The 24,360-nt window shown below is 42.6% G+C and carries 21 protein-coding genes and 2 tRNA genes; 17 read left to right on the top strand and 6 right to left on the bottom strand.

Going from position 1 to position 24,360, the window contains the following annotated elements:
* Positions 1-436: 436 nt before the first annotated feature.
* Positions 437-2,899 carry a DUF5686 and carboxypeptidase regulatory-like domain-containing protein gene (locus AAFF35_RS25625; protein WP_342329361.1) on the top strand — a complete coding sequence of 821 codons (2,463 nt, stop codon included), beginning with the start codon at positions 437-439 and terminating at the stop codon, positions 2,897-2,899.
* A 52-nt stretch (positions 2,900-2,951) separates the two neighbouring features.
* Here the strand turns inward: AAFF35_RS25625 and AAFF35_RS25620 are convergent, their stop codons facing one another.
* A complete protein-coding gene (locus AAFF35_RS25620) occupies positions 2,952-4,187 on the bottom strand; it encodes an isocitrate dehydrogenase (NADP(+)) (protein ID WP_073232386.1) in 1,236 nt (411 codons plus the stop codon).
* Positions 4,188-4,315: 128 nt separating this feature from the next.
* Between AAFF35_RS25620 and AAFF35_RS25615 the strand changes: the two genes are divergently transcribed.
* Positions 4,316-4,720 (top strand): hypothetical protein, encoded by a 405-nt coding sequence (locus tag AAFF35_RS25615; RefSeq protein ID WP_342329360.1) that lies wholly within the window; start codon positions 4,316-4,318, stop codon positions 4,718-4,720.
* Here AAFF35_RS25615 and AAFF35_RS25610 read toward each other — a convergent pair.
* Positions 4,717-6,540 (bottom strand): DNA polymerase III subunit gamma/tau, encoded by a 1,824-nt coding sequence (locus AAFF35_RS25610; RefSeq protein WP_342329359.1) that lies wholly within the window; start codon positions 6,538-6,540, stop codon positions 4,717-4,719. The genes AAFF35_RS25615 and AAFF35_RS25610 overlap by 4 nt on opposite strands.
* A 142-nt stretch (positions 6,541-6,682) precedes the next feature.
* Here AAFF35_RS25610 and AAFF35_RS25605 point away from each other — a divergent pair, with 142 nt between their 5' ends.
* From AAFF35_RS25605 to AAFF35_RS25555, 11 genes are all read left to right on the top strand, one after another.
* The gene (locus AAFF35_RS25605) at positions 6,683-7,930 is read left to right on the top strand and encodes a hypothetical protein (RefSeq protein WP_342329358.1); all 1,248 of its coding nucleotides are present in this window, start codon (positions 6,683-6,685) and stop codon (positions 7,928-7,930) included.
* 81 nt (positions 7,931-8,011) lie between these two features.
* Complete coding sequence (gene rpsF / locus AAFF35_RS25600; RefSeq protein ID WP_062550348.1) at positions 8,012-8,374, top strand: 30S ribosomal protein S6; 363 nt, start codon at positions 8,012-8,014, stop codon at positions 8,372-8,374.
* Complete coding sequence (rpsR, locus tag AAFF35_RS25595; RefSeq protein ID WP_008244392.1) at positions 8,374-8,637, top strand: 30S ribosomal protein S18; 264 nt, start codon at positions 8,374-8,376, stop codon at positions 8,635-8,637. The genes rpsF and rpsR overlap by 1 nt, the downstream gene beginning before the upstream one ends.
* 10 nt (positions 8,638-8,647) lie before the next feature.
* Positions 8,648-9,091, top strand: coding sequence for a 50S ribosomal protein L9 (gene rplI / locus AAFF35_RS25590; protein ID WP_342329357.1), 444 nt, complete (start codon positions 8,648-8,650; stop codon positions 9,089-9,091).
* A gap of 110 nt (positions 9,092-9,201) precedes the next feature.
* Positions 9,202-9,924, top strand: coding sequence for a monofunctional biosynthetic peptidoglycan transglycosylase (gene mtgA, locus AAFF35_RS25585; RefSeq protein WP_342329356.1), 723 nt, complete (start codon positions 9,202-9,204; stop codon positions 9,922-9,924).
* A 39-nt stretch (positions 9,925-9,963) separates the two neighbouring features.
* Positions 9,964-10,515 (top strand): sigma-70 family RNA polymerase sigma factor, encoded by a 552-nt coding sequence (locus tag AAFF35_RS25580; protein ID WP_342329355.1) that lies wholly within the window; start codon positions 9,964-9,966, stop codon positions 10,513-10,515.
* 74 nt (positions 10,516-10,589) lie between these two features.
* Positions 10,590-11,708 (top strand): FecR domain-containing protein, encoded by a 1,119-nt coding sequence (locus AAFF35_RS25575; protein ID WP_342329354.1) that lies wholly within the window; start codon positions 10,590-10,592, stop codon positions 11,706-11,708.
* 49 nt (positions 11,709-11,757) lie between these two features.
* Complete coding sequence (locus AAFF35_RS25570; protein WP_342329353.1) at positions 11,758-15,066, top strand: SusC/RagA family TonB-linked outer membrane protein; 3,309 nt, start codon at positions 11,758-11,760, stop codon at positions 15,064-15,066.
* A gap of 10 nt (positions 15,067-15,076) precedes the next feature.
* On the top strand, positions 15,077-16,480 hold the full coding sequence (locus AAFF35_RS25565; RefSeq protein ID WP_342329352.1) for a RagB/SusD family nutrient uptake outer membrane protein: 1,404 nt from the start codon (positions 15,077-15,079) through the stop codon (positions 16,478-16,480).
* A gap of 20 nt (positions 16,481-16,500) precedes the next feature.
* Positions 16,501-17,526, top strand: a complete 1,026-nt coding sequence (locus AAFF35_RS25560; protein ID WP_342329351.1) for an isoaspartyl peptidase/L-asparaginase — start codon at positions 16,501-16,503, stop codon at positions 17,524-17,526.
* Positions 17,527-17,535: 9 nt separating this feature from the next.
* Positions 17,536-18,393 (top strand): cyanophycinase, encoded by an 858-nt coding sequence (locus AAFF35_RS25555; protein WP_342329350.1) that lies wholly within the window; start codon positions 17,536-17,538, stop codon positions 18,391-18,393.
* Positions 18,394-18,409: 16 nt separating this feature from the next.
* Here the strand turns inward: AAFF35_RS25555 and AAFF35_RS25550 are convergent, their stop codons facing one another.
* A complete protein-coding gene (locus AAFF35_RS25550; RefSeq protein WP_342329349.1) occupies positions 18,410-18,889 on the bottom strand; it encodes an ABC transporter ATPase in 480 nt (159 codons plus the stop codon).
* A gap of 51 nt (positions 18,890-18,940) precedes the next feature.
* Between AAFF35_RS25550 and AAFF35_RS25545 the strand changes: the two genes are divergently transcribed.
* On the top strand, positions 18,941-19,432 hold the full coding sequence (locus AAFF35_RS25545; RefSeq protein WP_342329348.1) for a hypothetical protein: 492 nt from the start codon (positions 18,941-18,943) through the stop codon (positions 19,430-19,432).
* Here AAFF35_RS25545 and AAFF35_RS25540 read toward each other — a convergent pair.
* The 3 genes from AAFF35_RS25540 to AAFF35_RS25530 are packed head-to-tail and all read right to left on the bottom strand — an operon-like array spanning position 19,398 to position 22,312.
* Complete coding sequence (locus tag AAFF35_RS25540) at positions 19,398-20,195, bottom strand: MBL fold metallo-hydrolase (RefSeq protein WP_342329347.1); 798 nt, start codon at positions 20,193-20,195, stop codon at positions 19,398-19,400. The two genes, AAFF35_RS25545 and AAFF35_RS25540, sit on opposite strands and share 35 nt — an antisense overlap.
* A complete protein-coding gene (locus tag AAFF35_RS25535) occupies positions 20,185-20,985 on the bottom strand; it encodes a (Fe-S)-binding protein (RefSeq protein ID WP_124581065.1) in 801 nt (266 codons plus the stop codon). The genes AAFF35_RS25540 and AAFF35_RS25535 overlap by 11 nt, the downstream gene beginning before the upstream one ends.
* 31 nt (positions 20,986-21,016) lie before the next feature.
* Positions 21,017-22,312, bottom strand: a complete 1,296-nt coding sequence (locus AAFF35_RS25530; protein ID WP_342329346.1) for a (Fe-S)-binding protein — start codon at positions 22,310-22,312, stop codon at positions 21,017-21,019.
* Positions 22,313-22,486: 174 nt separating this feature from the next.
* Between AAFF35_RS25530 and AAFF35_RS25525 the strand changes: the two genes are divergently transcribed.
* The 3 genes from AAFF35_RS25525 to AAFF35_RS25515 all read left to right on the top strand — a co-directional run bounded on the left by AAFF35_RS25525 (position 22,487) and on the right by AAFF35_RS25515 (position 24,357).
* A tRNA-Phe gene (locus AAFF35_RS25525) sits at positions 22,487-22,559 on the top strand.
* 54 nt (positions 22,560-22,613) lie between these two features.
* Positions 22,614-22,699, top strand: a tRNA-Tyr gene (locus AAFF35_RS25520).
* A gap of 101 nt (positions 22,700-22,800) precedes the next feature.
* Positions 22,801-24,357: a sulfatase gene (locus tag AAFF35_RS25515; protein WP_342329345.1), complete on the top strand. Its 1,557-nt coding sequence runs from the start codon at positions 22,801-22,803 to the stop codon at positions 24,355-24,357.
* The last annotated feature ends 3 nt before the right edge of the window (positions 24,358-24,360 follow it).

Here is a 24,360-nt window from a genome sequence, read left to right as displayed (position 1 = left end):
AGGGACGGGAAACAGTAAACATTTTTCAGTATAGGACAAAGTGTATAACCTGGCTCAAATTAAGTCATTAATAGGTATAGTTTATTTAGGATGTGACACGCATAAGACAGGTTAATACCTGGTTTTACCCAAGCTAGGTTTAACTTCGCTCTAAGCTCGGTCTATACTCGGTGCTAACTCGGTCAGAAGCGTGTTAAAGGCGGGTAAGCAACGACTATAAATTGAGGTTAAAATGAGTGTTTCTGCCAGCAGTTCCTTCCTTGAAAAAAAGTTGATCCGGATATCTTCAACTCATTCGGAAAATCAACGGATAGCCGGTTTTGAATCTTTGTTTTTTTTCGTTTGACATTTTATTAATCTTTTTAACTTTTTTTAACCTTTTAATGCGTAATAGTATCCGCAAATTATTTCAACTTTACTTCATAATATAAAATGTATGAAGAAGCTCTTGTTCCTGTTGCTGTGCCTGTTATCCGGAGGTATGGCCTTTTCCCAACAATTCACCCTAAAAGGGATTACCTACGATCATGAAAAGAGTATACTCCCCTTTACGAGTATTTATATTCAGGGGACAAGTACAGGGACTTCAGCCAATACAAACGGAGAATTTCAACTCAGACTTGAAAAAGGAAAATACAGCTTGATGTTCAGGGCAGTAGGGTATAAACAACTGATCAGGGAGGTAAACATCAGCAAGGATACGGAGTTATCTGTAGCGATGGAAGCGGAGGCCTATCAGTTAAAAGATGTCGTGATTAAGGCCAATGCCGAAGATCCGGCATACGAAATGATCAGGAATGCGATCAGAAAACGTAAGGAACATTTAACGGAGGTAAAAGCTTATTCTTGTGATACCTACATAAAAGGGGTGACTAAACTTAAAAACGCACCTAAGAAATTTCTGGGTAGAGAAGTCCAGGGAGAGTTGAAAGATATGGGGCTGGACTCTGGTAAAAGAGGAATCCTTTACCTGTCTGAATCCATTTCTAAGTTTAACTTCCAGCAGCCAAATAAAATTAATGAGGAAATGATTTCTTCAAAGGTGAGTGGGAATAGTAATGGTTTTAGTTTTAATCAGGCGACTGATTTTCTGATCAGCTTTTATAAAAATACCGTCGAGATCAGCGACCTGAGCCGTGTCGGTTTTGTTTCCCCAATCGCCGACAATGCCATGTTGTTTTATCGCTATAAATTCATGGGTACTTTCAGGGAAGGCAACGACTGGATCAATAAAATACAGGTCATCTCCAGACGGAAGTACGATCAGGTCTTTAATGGTTACATCTATATCATTGACGACAGCTGGAGGATTCACAGCACAGACCTGGAGATTACGAACAATTCGATGATCGAAGGGATTGACACACTGAAGATCAAACAGCAGTTTATTCCTGTGAAAAATGGCAAATGGATGCTGGCCAGTCAACAGTATGACTATTCAGGTGGGATCTTCAGCTTCAAATTCCTGGGCAGTTATACCGGTGTGTTCAGCAACTACGATATAGAACCCAATTTTCCGCCAAAGTTCTTTACCAACAGGGTCTTGAAGGTGAATGCAGATGCAAACAAGAGAGACTCGACCTATTGGGCAGGAATCCGTCCGATGTTGTTAACCCCGGAAGAGCGCAGGGATTATGTAAAAAAGGACAGCATTAAATTGTGGAGGAGTTCCGATAAATACCGGGATTCAATCGATAGAAAAGCAAATAAGTTTAAACTGCTGAAAGTGTTGACCTTGGGTTATGCACACCAGAATACCAAGGAAAAGGAGTCATGGAGAATCAGCGGGCCACTTTTTAACATCAACTATAATACGGTAGAGGGCTGGGTGTACAACCCCGGACTGACTTATAGAAAGACGCTGAAAGATAGTACCGTACTGATCGCAAAGATCAATGGCCGTTACGGGTTTGAAAATAAAAAGCTGACTGCAAATGCCAGTCTGGGTTATGTTTATGATCGTAAACACAATGGTTATGTCGGCCTGAGTGGAGGAACAGCTTATACTGACTTTAACAGCAATTATTCGGCAATCCCTCCGCTGTTTAATACCATAAGTACCTTGTTCTCGAAAGAGAATATTCTCAAACTGTATAAAAAGGATTTTGTAAATGTCATTTCCGGAAGGGAGCTGAGTAATGGATTATACCTCTCGGGTAACCTGGAGTATGCCAGCAGGACTCCTTTAATCAATACTTCTTTCAGAACAGCAAGCCGTTTCCCGGATAAGGAATTTACAGCGAATAATCCATATCCTTCATCTGGCAACGACTATGCTTTTACGGCACATAAGGCACTTACCATGGGGATAACAGTAAATATTGCCTTTGCACAAACCTATATTGAACGCCCTGATTTTAACATCAGACAAGGATCTGTGTACCCGAAGCTTCAGCTGGACTATCGTAAAGGGATCAAGGGAGTATTTAATTCAGAGGTAGATTTTGATTATGTAGGAGCCCGTATTTTTGACTCCAACAAAAAGCTTGGAATCCTTGGTGCTTTCAGGTATAGCGTCGCTGCAGGGAAGTTCCTGAATAGAAAAAAGCTGTATTATATGGACTTCAAACATTTTGCGGGGAGCGATATTTTTGTCTATACCCAATTCACGGATGGCTTCCTGCTGCTTAGTCCTTATGAATTCAGTACCGGAAAGCAGTTCCTGGAGGCTCATTTTGAACACAATTTTGGAGGTCTGTTTTTGAGTAAGATTCCCTTGTTTAAAAAATTGAAGCTGGAAGAGGTGATAGGTGTGAATTACCTGAGCTCTGATGTAATTAAGAATTATACCGAAGCTTATGTAGGTGTTCAGCGATTTGGTCTGAGATTGAATTTCGTAAAGAACTTTAATTACAACAATAGAAGCAGCACCGGGTTCAGGATATCAGCTGCTTTTTAACAAAAAAACCTGTTGGCAAAGCCAACAGGTTTTTTCCAATCCTGGAAAAAGATTAAGCTAATTTTGCTTGTAGGTTCTCATCAATAGCAGCTAAGAACTCTTCAGTATATAGGTAATGTTTGCCATGCTCAACTTTGTTACCATGGATACAAACGGCTAAATCTTTAGTCATTTTTCCGCTTTCTACAGTTTCAATACAAACCTGCTCTAAAGCCTGACAGAATTTAACCAATTCCTGGTTGTTGTCTAAAATACCACGGAACTCTAAACCTCTTGTCCATGCAAAGATGGAAGCAATCGGGTTCGTAGAAGTTGGTTTTCCAGCCTGGTGATCACGATAGTGGCGGGTAACGGTACCATGTGCCGCTTCCGCTTCCATTGTTTTTCCATCTGGTGTGATCAATACAGAAGTCATTAGTCCTAATGAACCAAATCCTTGAGCTACAGTATCAGACTGAACGTCGCCGTCATAGTTTTTACAAGCCCAAACGAAGTTCCCATTCCATTTTAAGGCAGAAGCAACCATGTCATCGATCAAACGGTGCTCATAAGTAATTCCTGCAGCATCAAACCTTGCTTTAAAGTCGTTTTCATAGATCTCCTGGAAGATGTCTTTGAAACGTCCATCATATTTTTTAAGAATGGTGTTTTTTGTAGATAGGTATAAAGGCCATTTTTTGCTCAATGCCTGGTTAAAACATGCATTGGCGAAACCGCGGATACTTTCGTCAGTATTGTACATCGCTAATGCAACACCATCACCTTTGAAGTTATACACATCAAATGATTGAACCTCGCTGCCATCTTCAGGGGTGAAGGTTAAGGTTAATTTACCTTTTCCTTTAGTCACTAAATCAGTAGCACGGTATTGATCACCAAAAGCATGACGACCGATACAGATCGGGGCAGTCCAGTTTGGTACTAAACGGGGAACATTGCTCATCACAATCGGCTCACGGAAAACGGTTCCATCTAAAATATTACGGATGGTTCCGTTTGGTGATTTCCACATTTGTTTCAAATTAAATTCCTTCACACGGTCTTCATCAGGAGTGATGGTTGCGCATTTGATACCTACACCATATTTCTTGATCGCCTCAGCTGCATCAATTGTTACCTGGTCATTGGTTTCATCACGATACTCTACACCTAAATCATAATACTTGATGTCAAGCTCCAGATAAGGAAGGATTAGTTTATCTTTAATGAATTTCCAAATGATGCGGGTCATTTCATCACCATCTAACTCTACAACGGGTTGGGTTACTTTAATTTTTTGTACAGACATATTAGTGGATATAATTTTAATTGTTGAAAAAACAAAGATATAAATTTTGAGTTTATAGCCTCATTTTCTGACAAAATCCAAAAACAATTAAAGATTTTATAACGTTATGATGATATAAACTTACCATTATGAGTATCGAAAAAAAAGATAAGCTTCATCCTACCGATCTGGGCGAAACCAAAGATTTTGACAATCTGTCTTACGATAAGGATAAAAATAGTTTTGTGTTTGATGTAAAAGGCACAGAAAAAGAGTACGATCACCCTTTACCTTATGATACTTCCGCTCCCAATGGAGAGGACAGCATTTCTACTTATGATGAAGCCAATCCTTATAATGGGACTGAATACAATGATGCAGAGCAAATCGGCGAAAATTTAGAAGAAGCTGGAATGCATATCGATAACGGGCAAAGTGTGGAACTGGATCCTGAAGATGAACTGCTGGGAAGAACTGCAGAAGATGAACGGGAGGACCTGGATGAAGAGGGTTATCCGATTAATGATTCCCCGGCCATCAGAAAGAAATTTTAAGGATTTACGTCCAGATTGAACTTGCGGCGGAACTCATCCAGTTTAGGGTTTTTTTCTACCAGATACTGGTACTTCTCAGTACTGGTGTAAAGCCTGTTGACCACTTCCCGGGCCATTTGTATGGTCCTGATCGAAACATTGAAGTTTTTTAGCCTCGGCCTTAAAAAATTCATCAGGTCTACCATTTCTTCCTGTAGCAGGCTTTCCTGAAGTTTGTGTTCTACTTTTACAATGATGGTTTCTGTTCCCTCCAGCTGTGGGTCAGCTCCGGACATCAAGGTATAGATATTGATCTTCCCGGAAGTCTTTGCGCTTTCCGAATATTCGTTCCAATACACTAAAAGCTGGGCTAACGTGAATACTTCCCGGTCATCACCACTGATGTATTTCGGCTCGCCATCGTCTTCTCCCGCCGAACTTCGGTTCAGGTCTGTTAAAGAAGGAATAAAGGTTCCGGTATTGCTGCCACTAAGGTTGATCTTTTGATTTAAAGCAATCTTTGCCGTAGGAGCAGGACTGGTTGCCGTCTTTACCGGAGCGCTTACCGCAGGTGCAGGAATGGGTTTTGGAGCGGGTTCTACCACCGCAGGAGCCTTTTCGTCTGATTTATAGGCAGTAGCAACCGGAGCTGTATTTTGAGCCGGCGCCGGACTTACATTAGTTTTTTTTTTAATCTGATCTTGGTCAGTTGCGGAGGAGTGAGTAGGCTGCTGGGCGAGTTGTAGTACCGAAGGAATGTGGCACATCTTGATCAGAGCCAGCTCCACCTGGAGCCGCTGGTTCTTGCTGTTCTTATAGATCAGGTCACACTGATTGGCCAGGTTTAATGCAGTGAGTACAAAGGAAACTGCCGTCTGCTGACTTTGACTAATGTATTTTTGTTTGATGTTTTCACTCACCTCCAATAACTTTGTCGTCTGTGGATCCTTGGCCACAAGAAGATTTCTCAGGTGACTTGCCAGTCCGTTGATGAAGTTGTTCCCGTCAAAGCCATTGTTCAGCACCTCATCAAATAAAATCAAGGCATTGCTGACATCAGCAGTGGTCAGGTATTGGGTGAGCCTGAAGTAGTAATCATAATCCAGAATGTTCAGGTTATCGATTACGGATTTATAGGTTAAGTTTTTATTGGTATAACTAACAATCTGGTCAAACATGGAAAGGGCATCCCTCAATCCACCATCTGCCTTTTGAGCGATGATGTGTAATCCATCTGCCTCTACATTGATGTTTTCCCGTATCGCAATCTTGTTCAGGAGACCGGAAATGTCGTCTACCTGAATCCGGTTGAAGTCAAAAATCTGACAACGGGATAGGATCGTTGGCAGGATTTTATGTTTTTCCGTTGTCGCTAATATAAATATGGCATAAGAAGGTGGTTCTTCCAATGTTTTCAGAAAAGCATTAAATGCGTTCGCCGAAAGCATGTGCACCTCATCAATGATATAGATCTTATATTTTCCTGCCTGTGGCGGGATCCGAACCTGCTCAATCAAACTGCGGATGTCATCAACAGAATTGTTCGATGCCGCATCTAATTCATGAAAATTGAAAGAATGGCCGGTTTGAAAAGAAACACAGGAGTCGCAGGTTCCGCAAGCTTCCTGTTCTGCGGTTAAACTGGTACAATTGATCGTCTTTGCGAGAATCCTTGCACAGGTAGTTTTACCGACACCTCTTGGTCCACAGAATAAAAAAGCCTGGGCCAATTGATTATTTTTAATGGCATTTTTTAACGTACCCGTGATGTGGTGTTGACCAACAACGGTTTCAAACGTTGCCGGACGGTATTTACGGGCTGATACTATAAAATTCTCCATTCGGCAACGAAATTATAAATTTTTTATGGAGCTGAGGGGATTTGTTGGAAAATAAAATGAACTGGCCTGGAACCGGGGTTTTTTATACTTTTCCAAAACTGATAATTAAGTTTAGATTTGCGCATAAATATAAACTCATTTTATGAAGCGCTTTCTAACTGGTCTGTTTTTGACTTTGCCAATGTTCGGTTTTGCCCAATCCAATTTCCATAAAGGATATGTTTTGACAAATTCAAAAGATACTTTAAAAGGATATCTTGATTATAGAGAAGAAAAAAATAATCCTGTAGCTGTTGTTTTTAAAGAGGACGGGAATGCCAGTCCAAAAACATATACCCTGAAAGACTGTGCAGGTTATGGGATCAATGATATGGTCAGTTACCAAAGACATGTCGTAAATATCAGTCTGGGTCCCGACGACATGTCTAAACTTACCGAAGTGGTAGATACCAGTTCTAAACGAGAACCCGTGTTTCTCCAGGTGATTCAGGAGGGACAACGCGTGACTTTTTTTCAGTATGAAGATCAGGTTAAAAGAAGATACTATATTCTGGATAAAGGAGATCAGGAACCTCAGGAGTTAATCAGACAGCTTTACATACAAACTGACAATCCTGGAAAGATGCTCACGAATGTCAGATATGCCCGTCAGCTAATGGCGATTTTAAGAAAGTACGGTAAATATTCGGAAAGCCTGGAAAACCGCTTAGGCCGGTTAAAGTATACAAGGGACGAGCTGTCGAAAATTGTAGTGTTGATTAATGATCAGCAGCTGGAGGAATCTAAATTTCCAAAATCAAGGTTTTTTGCCGGAGCGGGTATCAATGCGGCCTTACTAGGCTTCAGCGGAGCACATGTGCTGGCCGGATCGGATGCCAGTTCAAAATTGTCTTTCGGACCCACAATTGCCACGGGATTAGATTTCTTTGCAAATCCTGCCATCCGCAGGTTGTTGTTTAGGGTGGAATTGTCGTTAATGATGAGTAAAAATAAAATTTCCAGCCCGACCGCTATGCAATCGTTTGACCAGCTAGGGGCAGCGATCAATCCACAGGTGATTTATCACCTGTATAATGCGGCTGATTTTAAAGTATTTATTGGCGGAGGAATTGGCCTCAATTTGTCGAGTTACAGCAATCAAAAATCCACCCGGTATTCGAAGAGTTTTTATACAGGCGTGGAGACCGTAGAGACCAATAATCCCAATGATCTGGTAGATCTGGAGACTTTTTATGCGAGCTTCCCGGTAACCGCCGGAGTGGTACTGAATAAAAAGATAGAACTTTCTATTGGTTATAGCATGGCTACAGCCATTACAAATTATGCATTATTCAATGCAGATAAGCAACAATTCAGACTTGGGGTTAACTATCTGTTTGGTAAACACTAAATCATTTGATTTTTAATATTTTATTGCTACATTTGCAGCCCCGCATTTTGTGCGGTAAATAAACATAAATTAATCATAACAATGAATCAGTACGAAACTGTTATCGTTCTAACCCCGTTGTTATCAGAAGAGGTTGCGAAAGAGGCATTAGCCAAATTCAGCAAAATCATCACTGATAGCGGAGCCGAAATTGTTCAAGAGGACAATTGGGGTTTGAGAAAATTAGCGTATCCGATTGAGAAAAAAGCAAGCGGATTCTTCCACCTTACAGAGTATAAATCTTCAGGTGAATTAGTAAGTAAATTGGAATTAGAACTAAAACGTGATGAGCGTGTTCTACGTTTCCTTACCATTAGATTAGATCGTCATGCGGTTGCGTATAATGAGAAGAAACGCAGTGGTGCTTTTAACAAAAAACCTAAGAAAGAGGAGGTTGCAGGATAATGGCTAAAGATCAAATACAATATGTTACCGCTCCAAAAGTGGACGATAACAGAAAAAAATATTGCCGTTTCAAAAAGAATGGTATTAAATATATTGATTACAAAGACGCAAACTTTTTGTTAAAGTTCATCAATGATCAAGGTAAAATTTTACCTCGCCGTCTAACCGGTACTTCATTGAAATTCCAACGCAAAGTGGCTCAGGCGGTAAAACGCTCACGTCACATTGGTTTGTTACCTTTCGTTGCTGACCAATTAAAATAGGAGCTGAAAAATGGAAATTATTTTAAAACAAGATATCAAATCCCTAGGGGAAAAAGATGATATCGTTAATGTAAAGCCAGGATACGGTCGTAACTACTTAATCCCACAAGGATTCGGTCAGTTGGCTACTCCTTCAGCGAAAAAAGTATTAGCAGAAAACTTGAAACAAGCTGCTTTTAAACAAGATAAAATTAAGAAAGATGCTGATGGTATCGCTGCACGTTTAGTAGATGTGAAGTTAACTATCGGTGCTAAAGCTGGTGAAACAGGAAAGATTTTTGGTGCTGTAAATACCATTATGATTTCTGAGGCATTAAAACAACAAGGTTTTGATGTTGACCGTCGCCGTATCACTTTCGAAACTGAACCTAAATTTGTTGGTGAATACGTAGCCAACTTAAACTTGCACAAAGAAGTGAAAGTTAAAGTTCCTTTCGAAGTTGTAGCTGAGTAATCTTTTTACATGACATAAAAAAGGGTTCTGATTCATCAGAGCCCTTTTTTTATTGCTTTTTTTGCCAGTGCCGCAATCGGGTATTCCGCAATCTTCTTACCTTTGGGGCAATGGCAACAAAACGACGCAAACCCGCTAAAGCAAAATCTCCTTTACTTAAAAAAATCACTGGTATCCTGACTAAGGTCTTTCTTTGGTTTTTGATGGTGACCGTGCTTTGGGTTTTGTTTTATCGTTTTGTAAATCCACCCATCACCCTGCTGATGATCCAAAGGAACATCGAACGGAGTTCAGAGGATAAGCCCTCAAAGATGGAGAAGAAATGGGTGGACTTCGATGATATGTCCGATAATATGAAACGGGCTGCAGTATCTGCCGAAGATCAGCTCTTCCTGAAACATATAGGTTTTGATGTGAAAGCCATAGAAAAGGCTTTTGAGACGAATAAAAAGGGTAAAAAGATAAAAGGGGGAAGTACCATCTCCCAGCAAACAGCTAAAAACGTATTTCTATGGCCGGGACGCTCCTGGATCCGTAAAGGTTTTGAAGCCTATTTTACATTGCTGATAGAAATCTTCTGGAGTAAAGAACGGATCCTGGAGGTTTACCTCAATGTAATTGAGATGGGCGACGGAATTTATGGTGCGGAAGCGGCTTCACAGGCCTATTATGGTAAATCCTGTAAGAAGTTAAGCCGGGCACAGGCCGCGCTGATTGCTTCCTGCTTCCCTAACCCAAGAAGGTGGTCGCCAAAAAATGCAACACCTTATATCCGTCACCGCCAATACCTGATCATGAAGAACATGAGACGTCTGGGACCTTTGGATTTTTAATCCCTTTTTCTCCGGAAATTCCTATATTCATCCCTGAATATGGGCCTAGGCGAAGATGATCACAATTATTGGGAACAAATGCGCCTTGGGGATAAACAGGCTCTATTTGAGCTATATAACCGCCAGTATTTCCAGCTTATCCGCTCCGGCATGAAGATCAATGCCGATGATGAACTCGTTAAAGATTGTGTCAATCAGATTTTTTTAAATATCTGGGATAAGCGGGAACGCCTGCATCCGGTAGAAAACGTCAGGGCTTATCTGATGACTTCCCTTCGCCATTGTATGCTGGACCAGTTGTCGTACCTCAATAAGACAAACGCAGCGCTGAGCAAAATGCTTGCTGAAGAAGAATGGAATGAGCTTTCTTATGAACAGGTACTGATTAACATTCAACAGGACGACGACCTGAAAGAAAAACTTAAAATTGCCATCCGCCAGTTAACTCCCCGTCAAATGGAATTGATTCAGCTTAAATTTTTTGAAGGGCTAAGTTATGAACAGATTTCAGAAAGAACGGCGCAGAGCGTGAAAACGGCATATAATACGATTTATGATGCGATCAAAGTGCTTCGGAAGTTGCTGAAATAACGGGGCGGGAAATAAACTTTAAATTTTCTTAGGAAAAGGAGGGCATTTCTCCGTCTGTATATTAAAAGCTCCTTATGATACAGATGCCTGGCAATGATTTTGACGTAGAAGAATTGATTTGCAATGAATCATTTCAGGAATATTGTCTGGGCACCAGCCTGGAACATCAAATCCTTTGGAAGGAATGGATGGCAAAATTTCCGGATAGAAAGGAAGATATTGCAGAGGCCGAAAGAATAGTTGCCATTCTGAATGTAAAACAAGGCAGCAGAATAGAACAATTGAAGGCATTAAGGTCCGGGCTAACGCAGCAAGAGGCTTTCCAGTCGGCCATCTCTTTCAAATCGGAGATCCCCTTCAAAGAAGAACCTCTGGAGCGTAGTCTTAAAGCGAGAAGACCGCGCTGGTATTTTTACTTTGGTAGCAGCGCAGCAGCCATTCTGATCGCGATCACCTTTTTATACTTTTACAGACCTGCTTTTTTTGAGGCTAAAAAAGAGCCGGCATTGACCTGGTTTTCTTCGGGTAAAGCCTTGCGCAAAACGGTCATCCTGCAAGATGGCTCTGTGGTTACACTGGGAAAAGAGAGCTCCATTCGCTTAGGGGAAGGTTTTAATGCTGCGAAGAGAGAAATATGGCTCGACGGAGCTGCCTTCTTTGATATAAAACATGATGCAGCCCATCCTTTCGTAGTGCATACTACTTTTAATGACATTAAAGTTTTGGGAACCACCTTTAATGTGAAAGCTTATGCAGATTCCAGCATGATGGAAACTACCTTGATTCAGGGCAGCGTCCAGGTAGCCTCCAAAAAGTATCCGGGTTATTTTGTCGTGCTGAAACCTAATCAGAAACTGCTGAGTCTCCACTCCCCGGCAAAAGCATCCCTTTCAAAACCTGATGCCGAATACCGCATCTCTGAGTTGAAGCAGAACGCTGCTGCTCCGGTACCTGAGGAGATTGCCTGGGTGCGGAAACGTCTGGACATCGATAATCTGCCGCTTGCTGTCATTGCCCAAAGGCTTCAGGACTGGTATGGCATAGAGATCATCATTACCGGAGAAGAGGTTAAAAATTACAGGTATTCGGGAGTTTTTGAAAATGAAACCATTTTGAAAACACTTGAGGCCCTGCAGCTTTCGTATCCCTTTCATTTTGAAGTCCGGGGAGATCAAATTTATATCAAAAAATAACCCTGATCTGGGGTCAAACAGATGAACTAAACCACCAAACTAAACAGATATGAGAAGAGTATTACTAAGTATGAAAATTACAGGTTTTGTGCTGCTGCTCCTGTGTATGCAGGTCTCTGCCGCAGGTTTTGCACAGCAGAGGATCAGCATTAAGATAAAAGAAAGCAGTATTAAGGAGCTGTTGAAGGCGGTGGAACGACAAACGGACTATCGATTTGTATATAGCAATACGGCAATGTCGGCTCAGCGGAATGCGCTCGATATCAGGGAGGCCTCATTGGAGGAGGCGATGCGCCTGATTCTGAAAAATAGCCAGCTGACTTATGCATTGAAAGAAAACAACCTGGTGGTGGTGTACCCTGATGCCACTATGGCGGGTAAAAAAGACATCGTCATTACCGGAAAGGTACTGGATGATGCGGGGCTGCCTTTGCCGGGTGTTTCGGTAAAAGTAACAGGCCTGGCCATTGCAACGATCACCGATGCAAATGGGGCCTATTCCATCAGGGTGCCTGATGGAAATGCCAGCCTGGAATTTTCGTTTATTGGCTATGCCAGGCAGATTGTTAATCTCGCTGGCAGAACCTCGCTTAATATCGAACTGAAATCTGACAGTCAGAACTTGCAGGAAGTTACGGTAACCGGATATACGAGTTATAACAGGCAGCAGTCGGCAAGTTCTTCTGCGGTAGTAAGCGGAAAAGACCTGGCACAAACTTCATTGTCTACCTTCGATCAGGTATTGCAGGGCCGGGTTTCCGGTTTACAGGTTTCTTCAGGCTCGGGGCAACCTGGTTCAAGTTCCAAAGTAATCCTGAGGGGGATCGGAACGATCAGCGGGAATACAGCCCCTTTATACGTCTTGGACGGTATTCCTGTGGAAGATGCTTATTTTCAAACACTCAATCCTTCCGATTTCGAAAGTGTAACGGTGTTAAAGGACGCCACTTCAAAAGCACAATATGGTGCAAAGGGAGCGAACGGGGTGATTGTCATCACGACAAAAAAGGGGAAATCAGGTAAGGTACAGTTCAATTATAAGTCGCAGTATGGATTGTCGAAGCTGACTTCCCCGAAGTTTAATATGATGAATACTACCCAGCGCTTACAGTTTGAAGAAGAGATCGGTCTTGAAACAGGCTCAGAGATTGGTCCGGGTTGGGAGTTTTCCAAAAAGAACCCGGATTATGCAAGCAAAACACCGCAGGAACAGCGCAGGGCTGATGCCATCCTGGATAGTATTGGAAAGATCAATGCGAATTGGAAAGACATCTTTTTCAGAACAGGAAAGTTTACGGAACAACAGGTTGATGCCAGTGGCGGAAATGATAATGTTCGTTTTTATAGTTCCTTAAACTATTATAAACAGGATGGGATTGCCAAACGTTCCGGTTTAGAGCGCTACTCATTGCGGAATAACGTAGATTTTAATGCCGGGAAACTTTCAGGAAGTATCAATACCAGTCTCGGATATTCGGAATCGAGCATGATTGAAAATGAAGGCCAGTCGAGCGGTAAAAATCCTTTGTCTGCCGTCTATTATGCCTTGCCCTATGAGTATCCTTATGCCCCCGACGGGACATTGATTCATAACGGTAATTCGGATGAATATGAAATTTATGATCAGCGCGAAGGAAGTAAAGCATTAGAGCGGTTGTTAAATACAACCAATAAAGACAACCAGTACAAAACGATTCTCAGCGGTGCTTTGAGTTATAAAATTACCGCGGATCTGACGGCAAAGACCAGGTTTGGAATTGATTTCAGAGAAACGACCTCAGAAAATTTTGTGCGGCCGGATTCTTATTCAGGAGCTCAGGAGAACGGAGAAAAAGGAAGCTTTGGGGAAAATCTGCAAAGAAATTTTTCGATGATCTCTACTTCTGGATTAACCTACTCAAAGGTGCTGGATAAACACAGCTTTGAGTTAACGGGACTTTATGAGATCACCAAACAACACCGCAGAGGTTTTGGGTATAAAGCCTTTGGAATTGATCCCCGGTTGCCGGAAACACCGGCTGGAGGGACACCGGGGTCTGCAGAAAATTCTTTTATCCCGGAATTTAGCGGAAGAAGAACAAAAAATGCTTTGATCTCTTATATCGCATTGGGGCGTTATACCTTTAACGACCGTTACACCTTAAACGCCAGTTATCGCTATGATGGTTCTTCTACTTTACCAAAGAAAAACAGATGGCATGGGTTTTATTCGGTCGGTGCAGCCTGGAATGTGAAAAAAGAAAATTTCCTTGCCGGTTCAGAACTGATCAATGACCTGAAACTTCGGGTTAGCTATGGTACAACGGCGAGCCCTTTTCCTGGCAATTTCACCTATCTTTCAGCTTATTCGACCACTTCTTATGGAGGACAAAGCGGAATCTATCCTACAGCTTATGGAAGTGTGAATTACGATTGGGAGTATGCAAAAGATCTAAATATCGGTTTTGACCTTGATTTCTTAGACAATAGAATACACCTGGTAACCGATGTATATTATAAAAAAACGGAAAACCTGTTCCTTGACCTTCCGGTTTCCCTGACCGCGGGTGTACCAGTGCTGTCTTTAAATGCGGGTTCGATGAGAAACAGAGGGGTTGAGGTGGCTTTGGGTGTAGATGTGATCAGAACTGAGGACTTGAAATGGAATGTAGGTTTAAATTTTGCCTATAATCAAAATAAAGTCCTCTCACTGGCCGGCTCTGAAGGTTTTGAGCAGGGAGATTCTGAAATCGTTAGAGAAGGCCTGCCTTATGGTTCTCATTATGCGCCCAAATGGGCAGGGGTGGACCCAAAAAATGGAGACCCATTGTATTATGACCAAAATGGAAATATAAGTACCAATTACAACGCAGCCACGATGAGTGTCGCTGAATTTGGAAGCCTCTATCCGCCATTTACTGGTGGGTTCAATACCTCGCTGAATTATAAAGGATTCAATTTATCGGCATTGTTTAGTTTTGCCAATAATGTATTCAGGTATAATAATGAAGATTATTACAACGAGAATCCTGATTTCGGTACCAGCGGCCAATCGGTCAGAATGTTGAATAACCGTTGGAAAAAGGAGGGCGACAATGCCATCCTGCCAAGGTATAACGCAGCAAGAAGCTTCTCTTCCAAAGACATCCAGAATGCATCTTACCTTCGTCTGAGGAATGTAAACCTGAGTTATGCACTTCCTAAGTCCTTGCTTGCCGGTACTAAGTTTATCAGCGGGGTAAATGTATTTGTGCAAGGCAGTAATCTGCTGACCTGGACAAAGTGGAAAGGTTTTGATCCGGAAGATAGTGATGGAGAGGCCAAGTTTGACTATCCAAGTTCCAGGACTTACACTTTTGGTTTAAATGTTAATTTCTAATCGTATGATCATGTTAAAATATTATAGCAACAGAATTTTCTTCTATACTTTATGCTGCAGCCTAATGCTCCTGAATTCCTGCAGTAAAGAACTGGACCTTGTTCCTTCAGATAGTTTTGATGACAGCAGGGCTTTCAATACCGTAGAGGACTTAAATGGCGGACTAATCGGAGCTTATGCTTCTTTAGAAACGGATGTCATCACGAATACTTCCCTTACTTCCGACGAATGCAACCTGCCGAAGGAAAACTCAACAGGACGTGGGATAGGGACCTACAGATGGCAATACGATGGTTCAGGTGGTACGATTACCGCCGGCTGGGCAAGTAATTACAAAAGCATTGATATGCTGAACAGGGCCTTGAATTATGTGGACAAAGTGAAATCCAAGCCTGCAGAAGAAATACTTAAAAAACAATATAAGGGTGAAATGCTGGCCATGAGGGCTTATTGTCATTTTGAGCTGCTCAGAAATTTTGCTTCCAGTTATGAAAGCAATGGAATGGGGGTTCCTTATATGGAAGTGTCCACGGTATCCCGCCCTTCGAGGTTAAGTTTCGGAGCGACAATACAAAAGATAAAAACAGATTTACTGGCTGCCAAAGGATTAATCCCTGCTTCATTTGAAAACAAGACGAGAATTACCCTGATCGCTGTTTCCGCCATGCAGGCAAGAGTAGCCTTGTATGAGAAGAACTGGGATGATGCCTTGAAATACAGTACGGAAGTAATTGAAGCTGCTGCACTGGCTGACCGCGATCAGTTTCCTTTGATCTGGAAAGATAAGGCAGAAGATGAGGTGATCTGGAAATTGAAAAGAGTAAGCGGAGACAGCCGTTTGGGGGATTTCTATTACGATACAGATGATGTGGTATTGTATGCTCCTGCATTTGAACTGATCAATTCCTTTGATGCCGGCAATGATGTGAGGTATGGTGCTTATGTTAAATTTGACGATACCAGAGGAGTAGGTACTTCGAATTATAGTGTGAATAAGTATCTGGAAGGAAATGCAGGCCGGACAAACCTTTGCGATGTTAAATTATACAGAACAGGGGAAATGTACCTGATCAGGGCTGAAGCCTATGCGCAGAAACAAAATCTATCCCTGGCAGGAGCAGATTTGAATGCACTTCGCGCTGCAAGGATCAGTGGATATACGGATGTTACTTTTGCAGATCAGGCAGTATTGTTGAATGCCATTGTTTTGGAAAGGTATAAAGAACTGGCTTTTGAAGGGCACAGGTTTTTTGACCTGCGCAGAAATGGATTGCCGGTAACAAGAGAGCCTGCGGATGCAATAAATGCTTTAGGTTCTGTAACTTTAACTTCAGCAAACAAACAATATGCATATCCTGTACCAAACGCAGAGATTCGTGCCAACTCAAACGTGAAACAAAACCCATTGTATTAAACAACCAAAAAAATAACCACATGAAATTTAAATTAAACTATTCTCTTTTGTGCCTGATGATCTTCACCTGCATGGCAGTTTATGGGCAAAAGAAATATGTGATGGTCATCCATGGCGGTGCCGGGACGATTCTTAAGAAAAACATGACTCCGGAAAAGGAAGCAGCCTATATTGCCGATTTAACAAAAGCATTGCAAAAGGGATATGAGGCGCTCCAGGCCGGGAAAACCAGCCTGGATGCGGTCGAGGCAGCGATCCATGTGATGGAAGATTCTCCCTTATTCAATGCAGGGAAAGGTTCCGTTTTTACGCACGATGGAAAAAATGAAATGGATGCAGCGGTAATGGATGGGAAGACCTTGTCTGCGGGTTCCGTGGCTGGTGTAACCGTGATTCGCAATCCCATCAGCGCTGCAAGGGCAGTGATGGAAAAATCTGAACATGTCATGATGGTGGGTGCAGGTGCAGAGGCTTTTGCCAAACAATCTAAACTGGAAATCGTCGACCCTTCGTATTTCTACACCAAGGAACGCTGGGATGGCTTACAGAAGGCGATTAAGGAAGATTCCGTAAAAACCGTACTGGACCATGGCAGTAAAAAATCAATGAAACTGGGTACGGTCAATAAGGATTATAAATTCGGAACGGTAGGTGCTGTGGCACTTGATAAATCCGGGAACCTTGCTGCGGGAACCTCTACCGGAGGCATGACGAATAAAAGATATGGAAGGGTAGGAGATGCACCGATCATTGGTGCAGGTACTTATGCCAACAATGCGACTGCAGGAATCTCCTGCACCGGATGGGGAGAATTTTATATCCGTAATGTAGTGGCTCATGACATTTCTGCAATGATGGAATATAAAAAGATGTCAGTGGCCGATGCTTCAAAAGCGGTATTGGAGAAGGTTGGGAAAATGGGTGGCGATGGTGGTTTAATTGCCATGGACAAACAAGGACATGTGGCCATGCCTTTCAATACGGAAGGAATGTACAGGGGAACGGTAACAGCAGCCGGAAAAATAGAAGTATTGATCTACAAATAAGGCTTCCTCATGAAATTTTTATTTATAAAGCCTTTGCTGGCTTGTGTATGGGTACTTACCTCCTTGTTGGCTATTGCCCAGCAGCGGCCTGCAGCGAAGGGCAGTCTGTTTATTATTGGTGGTGGGGATAAATCCCCTGAATTAATTCAGGAGCTCATTAAAACGGCTGATATGAAGGCAAAAGACTATGTGGTAGTTTTGCCGATGTCCAGTGGTTTTCCTGAACGTTCTTTTGAAGCGATTCAACAGGAATTGTCAGTAGCCACCCACAATCACATTGCTTGTTTTAATTTTGATGCTTCAACGGTAAATGACCGGAAATGGCTGGATTCTTTAACCGGAGCGCGTTTAATTTACATTACCGGAGGCGATCAGAACCGTTTTATGAAGGTGGTATTGAATACCCCGGTTTACAAAGCGATTCATCAGGCTTATCAGAATGGTGCAACGGTGGCCGGTACAAGTGCCGGAGCTGCAGTGATGAGCAAGTACATGATTACGGGAGAACAGCTTCTTGGTGATACGGCTTATAAAGCCACATTTGATCAGCTGCGCTTTGGCAATGTGGAATTTCAGGAAGGTCTTGGCTTATTGGATTCCGTGATCATCGACCAGCACTTTGTAAAGCGGAGCCGGTATAACCGATTGATCTCTGCTTTGGCGGCACATCCCGGTTTTGATTGTATCGGTATTGATGAGGGCACCGCCATCATCGTTAAACAGAAAAAGATCAGGGTAGCCGGAGAGAGTCAGGTACTGAGAATCGCCAATCCTCTGAAATTAAAGGTCACGAAATCACAACACCTGAAAATGGAGGGCTTGCAGTTTAGCCTGTATACAGAAGGAGATACTTTTTATACGAAGTAAAAGTTACAAAGCCCGGTTACAGCAGGTGTGCAAACACTTTGCTGTGCCAGCTTTGTTCAAAAGGAACTTCCCATTTGTTCTGGAATTCGTCCAGTGTCTGAACAAGGTTGTTAAATACAACCGTCTTCGGGCCTACCTTTTTGATGCTCACCAGGGTTTCGAAATCTTCCTTATTGGTTACAATCACTTTGTCATCTACCTTGTAGGCCATATTGAACCTGTCGAAAAGGTCCACTTTATATTCCTGCTCTATTTCTTTTATGATTCTCACAGAAGCATCTATAGAGCATCCGGTCACGCCGGCACTGGCTTCATCCACGGTAAATACAATGAAAAAATGATGTAATACTTCGGCTTTAGCATTCAGCTGATGGCCATGCGCTTTCCATTGCGCGGCAAAATCGTTCAGCTTTTGCTGAATTGACGTTACTTCGTTGTCAGTAAACGCACGGTTACTTTGGTATACCCAAACTTTTGATTGTGGAGAAAAACTCATACTCCAAATTTAGTAAAATATTTAAATTGATTTTTCTAAAATAGGAACGTGATGAAAAAGTTTACATTAAACTTAACAATATGCCTTTGCGCATTGTCATGCGTTATATTTACGGCTTTTTCTGCTAAAATGGCTCTGGATGAAGAGATTGCCTACCTTCAAAAAATACTGTCTGAACATTATGACAGCAGTAGGGAGGAAAAGGAAATTAAGCGCTACGAATTAAATGTTACCAACAGTGGCTTCTGCCGGTACAAGCGTTACTTCTCCAGTGGGAAAGTAGAATATTTCTCTTTTAACCTGATCAAATTCAAAGGATTGGACTATCAGGGGACCGATGAAACTGGCGAAAGCGGTGATCTTTTTCTGCGTACAAAAGGAGAAGATGTAATTGTACAGACCTATAATGATAAGATAGGCGGAGATGTAGACAGCATGGCTTGCTTTATGACCATTCCGGTGAAAAATATGAAAACTCAGGATTTGTCTGATCTTTCCGAGCGGCTGGTTAAAATGAATGCACTGCTACCGGTTCAAAAATAGTATAAACAGCCGTTTCTTCATATCTGGAAGCCACAATGATCTCTGTTCCATTGGCATGTTCCCTGAATAAGTTTGCTGCGAGCTCCGGACAGTTGTTGTCTTTGGAAAGATGCGATAAGAGCAGGTGGCTCATAAAGGAAGGCTTGTGTGCGATAAAAAGATCCAGGGCCTGTTTATTGGACAAGTGACCCATTCCTCCGCTGATGCGTTTCTTCAGGAAATAAGGGTAAGCACTTTTACTTAAAAGGTCATCATCATAATTGGTCTCCAGAAATGCAGCATGACACTGCTGGAAATGGCTGGTCAGCTCCCCGCATACTGCTCCAAGGTCTGTAAATATACCTACTTTAGTGTCTCCGCAGGAAACCAGGAAGCTATGTGGTTCAGCAGCATCGTGTAACTTCAGGAAACTGCTGATGTTCAGGTCTCCTACCTGTACGCTTTGATGACTTAAAAGTGTCCGGACTAAATCTGTTCTCAGGTTAAACCTGCAGCCGCTCAAAGTACCGGGAGTGATGTAAACTGGTAAATTGAATTTAGCAGACAGGACAGCAAGCCCCTTAATATGGTCGGTATGTTCGTGAGAAATAAAGATGGCCTTCACCTTATCCATGTTCAGGCCCAGTCTTAACATTCTCTTTTCTGTTTCCCTGCAGGAGATACCGGCATCGATCAGTACGGCTTCTTTATCGTTTCCGACATAGTAGCAATTGCCGTTGCTGCCCGAATTCAGGGAAGCGATGAAGAGGGTATTACAAGCCATTTGCTCTGGCTGTAATTTCTGCAATATCCAATACCTGTACGTTCTGGTCCTGATCTTTCAGTTTAACCCCATCGCGAAGCATGGTCATACAGAAAGGGCAGGAGGCCGCAATTACCTGTGGCTGAGTTTCCAAAGCCTCTTCAATTCTTTCAATATTGATGTCTTTATTCCCTTTTTCCGGTTCTTTAAACATCTGGGCACCACCGGCACCACAGCATAAACCGTTGGATTTACAGCGTTTCATTTCTACCAGCTGGGCATCCAGTACTTCAAGCGCTTTGCGTGGTGCTTCATACACTCCGTTTCCGCGGCCCAGATAGCAAGGGTCATGGTAAGTGATCTTTTTACCTTTGAAACTCTCTCCGCCTTCAGCTTTTAGCTTGCCATCATTGATCAGGTCCTGGATGAGCTGAGTATGATGAATCACTTCATAGGTTCCGCCAAGTCCGGGATATTCGTTTTTGATCGTATTGAAACAATGCGGACATCCGGTAACGATCTTTTTGATGTTATAGGCGTTGAGTACTTCGATATTGGTCATGGCCTGCATCTGGAACAGGAATTCATTTCCTGCCCTTTTTGCAGGGTCTCCGGTACAGCTTTCTTCCGTTCCAAGAACTGCATATTTCATGCCTACATGGTGTAGGATCTTACAGATATCACGAGTGGTTTTCTGCGCCCTTTCATCATAACTTCCGGCACAACCTACCCAAAACAGGATTTCAGGTTCTTCGCCTTTGGCTAACAGTTCTGCCATTGTTGGCACTTCAAAATTTAGTTGCTCGCTCATCTTAGCTCTAATATCAGATTTAATATTTTGATTAACTTTCTTTGGCCCAGTTCAACCGGTCTGCCGGAGAATATTTCCATGGAGCACCATTGTTCTCAATGTTACCCAGCATGGCATTGATACTGGCCGGAGCCTGCGATTCTTCCATTACGGCATATCTTCTCAGCTCAGTAATGATCGCCAAAGGATCAATGTTGATCGGGCAGGCCTGTGTGCAGGCATTGCAACTGGTACATGCCCATATTTCTTCCCTGCTGATGTAAGTGTCTATTAAAGACTTTCCATCATCAAAGCCGTTTCCGGTTTTATCAATATTTTTTCCGACTTCCTCCAGCCTGTCGCGGGTATCCATCATGATTTTACGTGGAGAAAGCAGTTTTCCGGTAATGTTTGCCGGACATACAGAAGTACACCTTCCGCATTCTGTGCAGGTATAGGCGTTCATCAGGTTTACCCAGGTCAGGTCATTCACATCTTTAGCTCCAAACTTGCTTCCGTCGGGCTCAGGAGGGCTAAAGGAAGGGTCTAACATGGCCTTTACTTCATTCGTAACACTCTGCATATTGCTGAACTCCCCTTTAGGCTCCAGATTAGAGAAATAAGTATTGGGAAAGGCAAACATGATGTGGAAATGTTTGGAATAAGGAAGGTAGTTTAAGAAACCAAATATCCCGATAATGTGGAACCACCAGCAGCCTCTTTCAATTGCAATTAAAGCGCCTTCAGTACCTGGCAACAGGTTCATCAGAAACTGACTCACCGGGAAAGATCCTACTGCAGTATAATGTGCGGCACCCATGGCCTGTAGTTTTGCATCTGCAGCATTCATCACTAAGAAAGCCGTCATCAATAAGATCTCGGTAATCAGGATGTAATTGGCATCAGATTTCGGCCAGCTGGTCATCTCTACGCCGCTAAACCTTTTCAGTTTAATGATATTTCTCCTCACCAGGAAGATGGCACAACCGAGCCATACGCCAAGGGCAAGGATTTCAAAAGAAGCAATAAGGAAATTATACAAAGCACCCAAGCCACCGAAAACACGGTGAGTGCCGAAAATACCGTCGATCATGATCTCCAATACTTCGATATTGATGATGACAAAGCCGGCATAAACAATCAAATGCAGAAAGGCTGGGATAGGACGAAAGAACATTTTCGTCTGTCCAAGCGCAACTTTGACCATGGTCATCATTCTTTTTTGCGGTTGATCGGTTCTGTTTGCCGCCCTTCCAATTCGAATGTTGCGGATAACTTTCTTTAAGTTATAACTGAACAAGGCGACCCCTGCCAATGCAATTGCTATAAATAGGATTTGTAACACCATTTTTTTGAAGATCTGTTATAGTGTTGCTAAGTTAAAACAAATCCGGTAAAACAAATTACTATGCATGCATAAAATTTAAATTTAGACGGGTTTTAAATAAAATATTAAGAATTAATTTGTTTTTTGAAAAAAGACACTACATTTGCAATCCCAAACGAGGGGACAAGGTTAAATGGTGCGGTAGCTCAGTCGGTAGAGCAAAGGACTGAAAATCCTTGTGTCGCCGGTTCGATCCCGGCCCACACCACTTCAAAAAGCTTCAGCGCAATCTGAAGCTTTCTTGTTTTAATTCATGGAAAATGGGGGGATACCAGAGTGGCCAAATGGGACAGACTGTAACTCTGTTGTCGCAAGACTTCGAAGGTTCGAATCCTTCTCCCCCCACCATTAATTTTCCCATCATCTTCTTCATTTCTTCAGTTGCCCCCTTAAATTTTCCCTTTGTTCAGACCCGCGGAATTTAAATTTTTGTACCTTCCAATTTTAACATGATCAGATCTCAGTTTATGAAGCACCAGGGGAAGGAATTTGTCCTTATTTTATTCATGACCTTGCTTTTTAGTGTACCCGGGTATACGCAGCAAAAACCTAATGTGATTGTTTTCCTGGTGGATGATATGGGCTGGCAAGATACTTCCCTGCCTTTCTGGACGCAAACCACACCCTTAAATAAACGTTACCATACCCCAAATATGGAACGCCTGGCAAAAGAAGGTATGAAATTTACGAACGCTTATGCCACACCGGTATGTACACCAACCAGAATCAGCCTGATCAGCGGGATGAATGCAGCACATCATAAAGTGACCAACTGGACATCACCACAACATAACGTTTCTTCCGATAACGACGATGAACAATTCTTGCCGGCAACCTGGAATTATAGCGGTCTGAGCCCGAAACCCGGCATTCCCAATACGATTTATGCAACTCCTTATCCTCAGCTCTTAAAGGAAGCAGGGTATTTTACCATACACGTGGGGAAAGCACATTGGGCATCCATCGGCAGTCCGGGTGCGAATCCCTATAACCTTGGCTTTATGGTAAATATTGGGGGACATGCCGCCGGACATCCCCAAAGTTATTACGGACAGGATTTTTATGGGAATAAGCCCGGCAAAAATACCCTGCAATCGGTACCTGATCTGGAAGAGTATTATGGTACAGAAACGTTTTTAACCGAAGCCCTAACTCTTGAAGCGCTGAAAGCACTGGATGCCCCGATAAAGAACAAACAGCCTTTCTACCTGAATATGGCCCACTATGCCATTCATACGCCGATTCAGGCGGATGAACGGTTCTATCAAAAATATATAGCTGCAGGATTGGCCCCTATAGAAGCAAAATATGCTTCTTTAATTGAGGGAATGGATAAAAGTCTGGGCGATATCATGGATTATCTGAAAGCAAAAAAGGCAGACCAGAATACGGTGATTATCTTCATGAGCGACAATGGGGGCTTGAGTCTGGTGCCGCCAAGAGCCGGAATTGCACATTCTCAAAATCTGCCCTTAAAGGCAGGCAAGGGTTCGCTGAATGAAGGCGGGATCCGGGAGCCCATGATTGTGAAATGGCCAGGGCTGACAAAGCCTTCCAGCGTAGCCAAACAATATGTCATTATTGAAGATTTCTTTCCAACGATACTGGAAATGGCGGGCATCAAAAATTATAAAACCCATCAGGAGATTGATGGAAAAAGCTTTGTGCCGATTCTGAAGAATGCGAATTATACGGACAATCAGCGGGCTTTATACTGGCATTTTCCAAACAAATGGATCCCGGAAGATGGTCCTGGAATTAATTATAAAAGCGCCATCAGAGTAGGAGACTGGAAGCTCATTTATAACATGCGTGATGGGAGTACCGAACTTTACAACCTGAAAGAAGACATCGGCGAGCAGAAGAATGAAGCCCCGGCTTATCCCGAAAAGGTGCGGACTATGGCTGCGCAACTGGGAACTCAGCTCAAGGAATGGGAAGCCCCAATGCCGGTAATAAAAGCGACAGGAAAAACATTATCCATGCCCGGCCTGACCGGAAACTAGGAC

Source organism: Pedobacter sp. FW305-3-2-15-E-R2A2 (assembly GCF_038446955.1).
In the GTDB taxonomy this organism is placed as follows: Bacteria; Bacteroidota; Bacteroidia; order Sphingobacteriales; family Sphingobacteriaceae; genus Pedobacter.
Note: the sequence above shows the minus strand (reverse complement) of the source record. Positions and strands in the feature narration are given on the sequence as shown.

Excerpts from the sequence above, each read along its gene's own strand:
- AAFF35_RS25625 (WP_342329361.1), top strand. The coding sequence starts at position 437 with ATGAAGAAGCTCTTGTTCCTGTTGCTGTGCCTGTTATCCGGAGGTATG.
- AAFF35_RS25620 (WP_073232386.1), bottom strand. The coding sequence starts at position 4,187 with ATGTCTGTACAAAAAATTAAAGTAACCCAACCCGTTGTAGAGTTAGAT.
- AAFF35_RS25615 (WP_342329360.1), top strand. The coding sequence starts at position 4,316 with ATGAGTATCGAAAAAAAAGATAAGCTTCATCCTACCGATCTGGGCGAA.
- AAFF35_RS25610 (WP_342329359.1), bottom strand. The coding sequence starts at position 6,540 with ATGGAGAATTTTATAGTATCAGCCCGTAAATACCGTCCGGCAACGTTT.
- AAFF35_RS25605 (WP_342329358.1), top strand. The coding sequence starts at position 6,683 with ATGAAGCGCTTTCTAACTGGTCTGTTTTTGACTTTGCCAATGTTCGGT.
- rpsF (WP_062550348.1), top strand. The coding sequence starts at position 8,012 with ATGAATCAGTACGAAACTGTTATCGTTCTAACCCCGTTGTTATCAGAA.
- rpsR (WP_008244392.1), top strand. The coding sequence starts at position 8,374 with ATGGCTAAAGATCAAATACAATATGTTACCGCTCCAAAAGTGGACGAT.
- rplI (WP_342329357.1), top strand. The coding sequence starts at position 8,648 with ATGGAAATTATTTTAAAACAAGATATCAAATCCCTAGGGGAAAAAGAT.
- mtgA (WP_342329356.1), top strand. The coding sequence starts at position 9,202 with ATGGCAACAAAACGACGCAAACCCGCTAAAGCAAAATCTCCTTTACTT.
- AAFF35_RS25580 (WP_342329355.1), top strand. The coding sequence starts at position 9,964 with ATGGGCCTAGGCGAAGATGATCACAATTATTGGGAACAAATGCGCCTT.
- AAFF35_RS25575 (WP_342329354.1), top strand. The coding sequence starts at position 10,590 with ATGATACAGATGCCTGGCAATGATTTTGACGTAGAAGAATTGATTTGC.
- AAFF35_RS25570 (WP_342329353.1), top strand. The coding sequence starts at position 11,758 with ATGAGAAGAGTATTACTAAGTATGAAAATTACAGGTTTTGTGCTGCTG.
- AAFF35_RS25565 (WP_342329352.1), top strand. The coding sequence starts at position 15,077 with ATGTTAAAATATTATAGCAACAGAATTTTCTTCTATACTTTATGCTGC.
- AAFF35_RS25560 (WP_342329351.1), top strand. The coding sequence starts at position 16,501 with ATGAAATTTAAATTAAACTATTCTCTTTTGTGCCTGATGATCTTCACC.
- AAFF35_RS25555 (WP_342329350.1), top strand. The coding sequence starts at position 17,536 with ATGAAATTTTTATTTATAAAGCCTTTGCTGGCTTGTGTATGGGTACTT.
- AAFF35_RS25550 (WP_342329349.1), bottom strand. The coding sequence starts at position 18,889 with ATGAGTTTTTCTCCACAATCAAAAGTTTGGGTATACCAAAGTAACCGT.
- AAFF35_RS25545 (WP_342329348.1), top strand. The coding sequence starts at position 18,941 with ATGAAAAAGTTTACATTAAACTTAACAATATGCCTTTGCGCATTGTCA.
- AAFF35_RS25540 (WP_342329347.1), bottom strand. The coding sequence starts at position 20,195 with ATGGCTTGTAATACCCTCTTCATCGCTTCCCTGAATTCGGGCAGCAAC.
- AAFF35_RS25535 (WP_124581065.1), bottom strand. The coding sequence starts at position 20,985 with ATGAGCGAGCAACTAAATTTTGAAGTGCCAACAATGGCAGAACTGTTA.
- AAFF35_RS25530 (WP_342329346.1), bottom strand. The coding sequence starts at position 22,312 with ATGGTGTTACAAATCCTATTTATAGCAATTGCATTGGCAGGGGTCGCC.
- AAFF35_RS25515 (WP_342329345.1), top strand. The coding sequence starts at position 22,801 with ATGATCAGATCTCAGTTTATGAAGCACCAGGGGAAGGAATTTGTCCTT.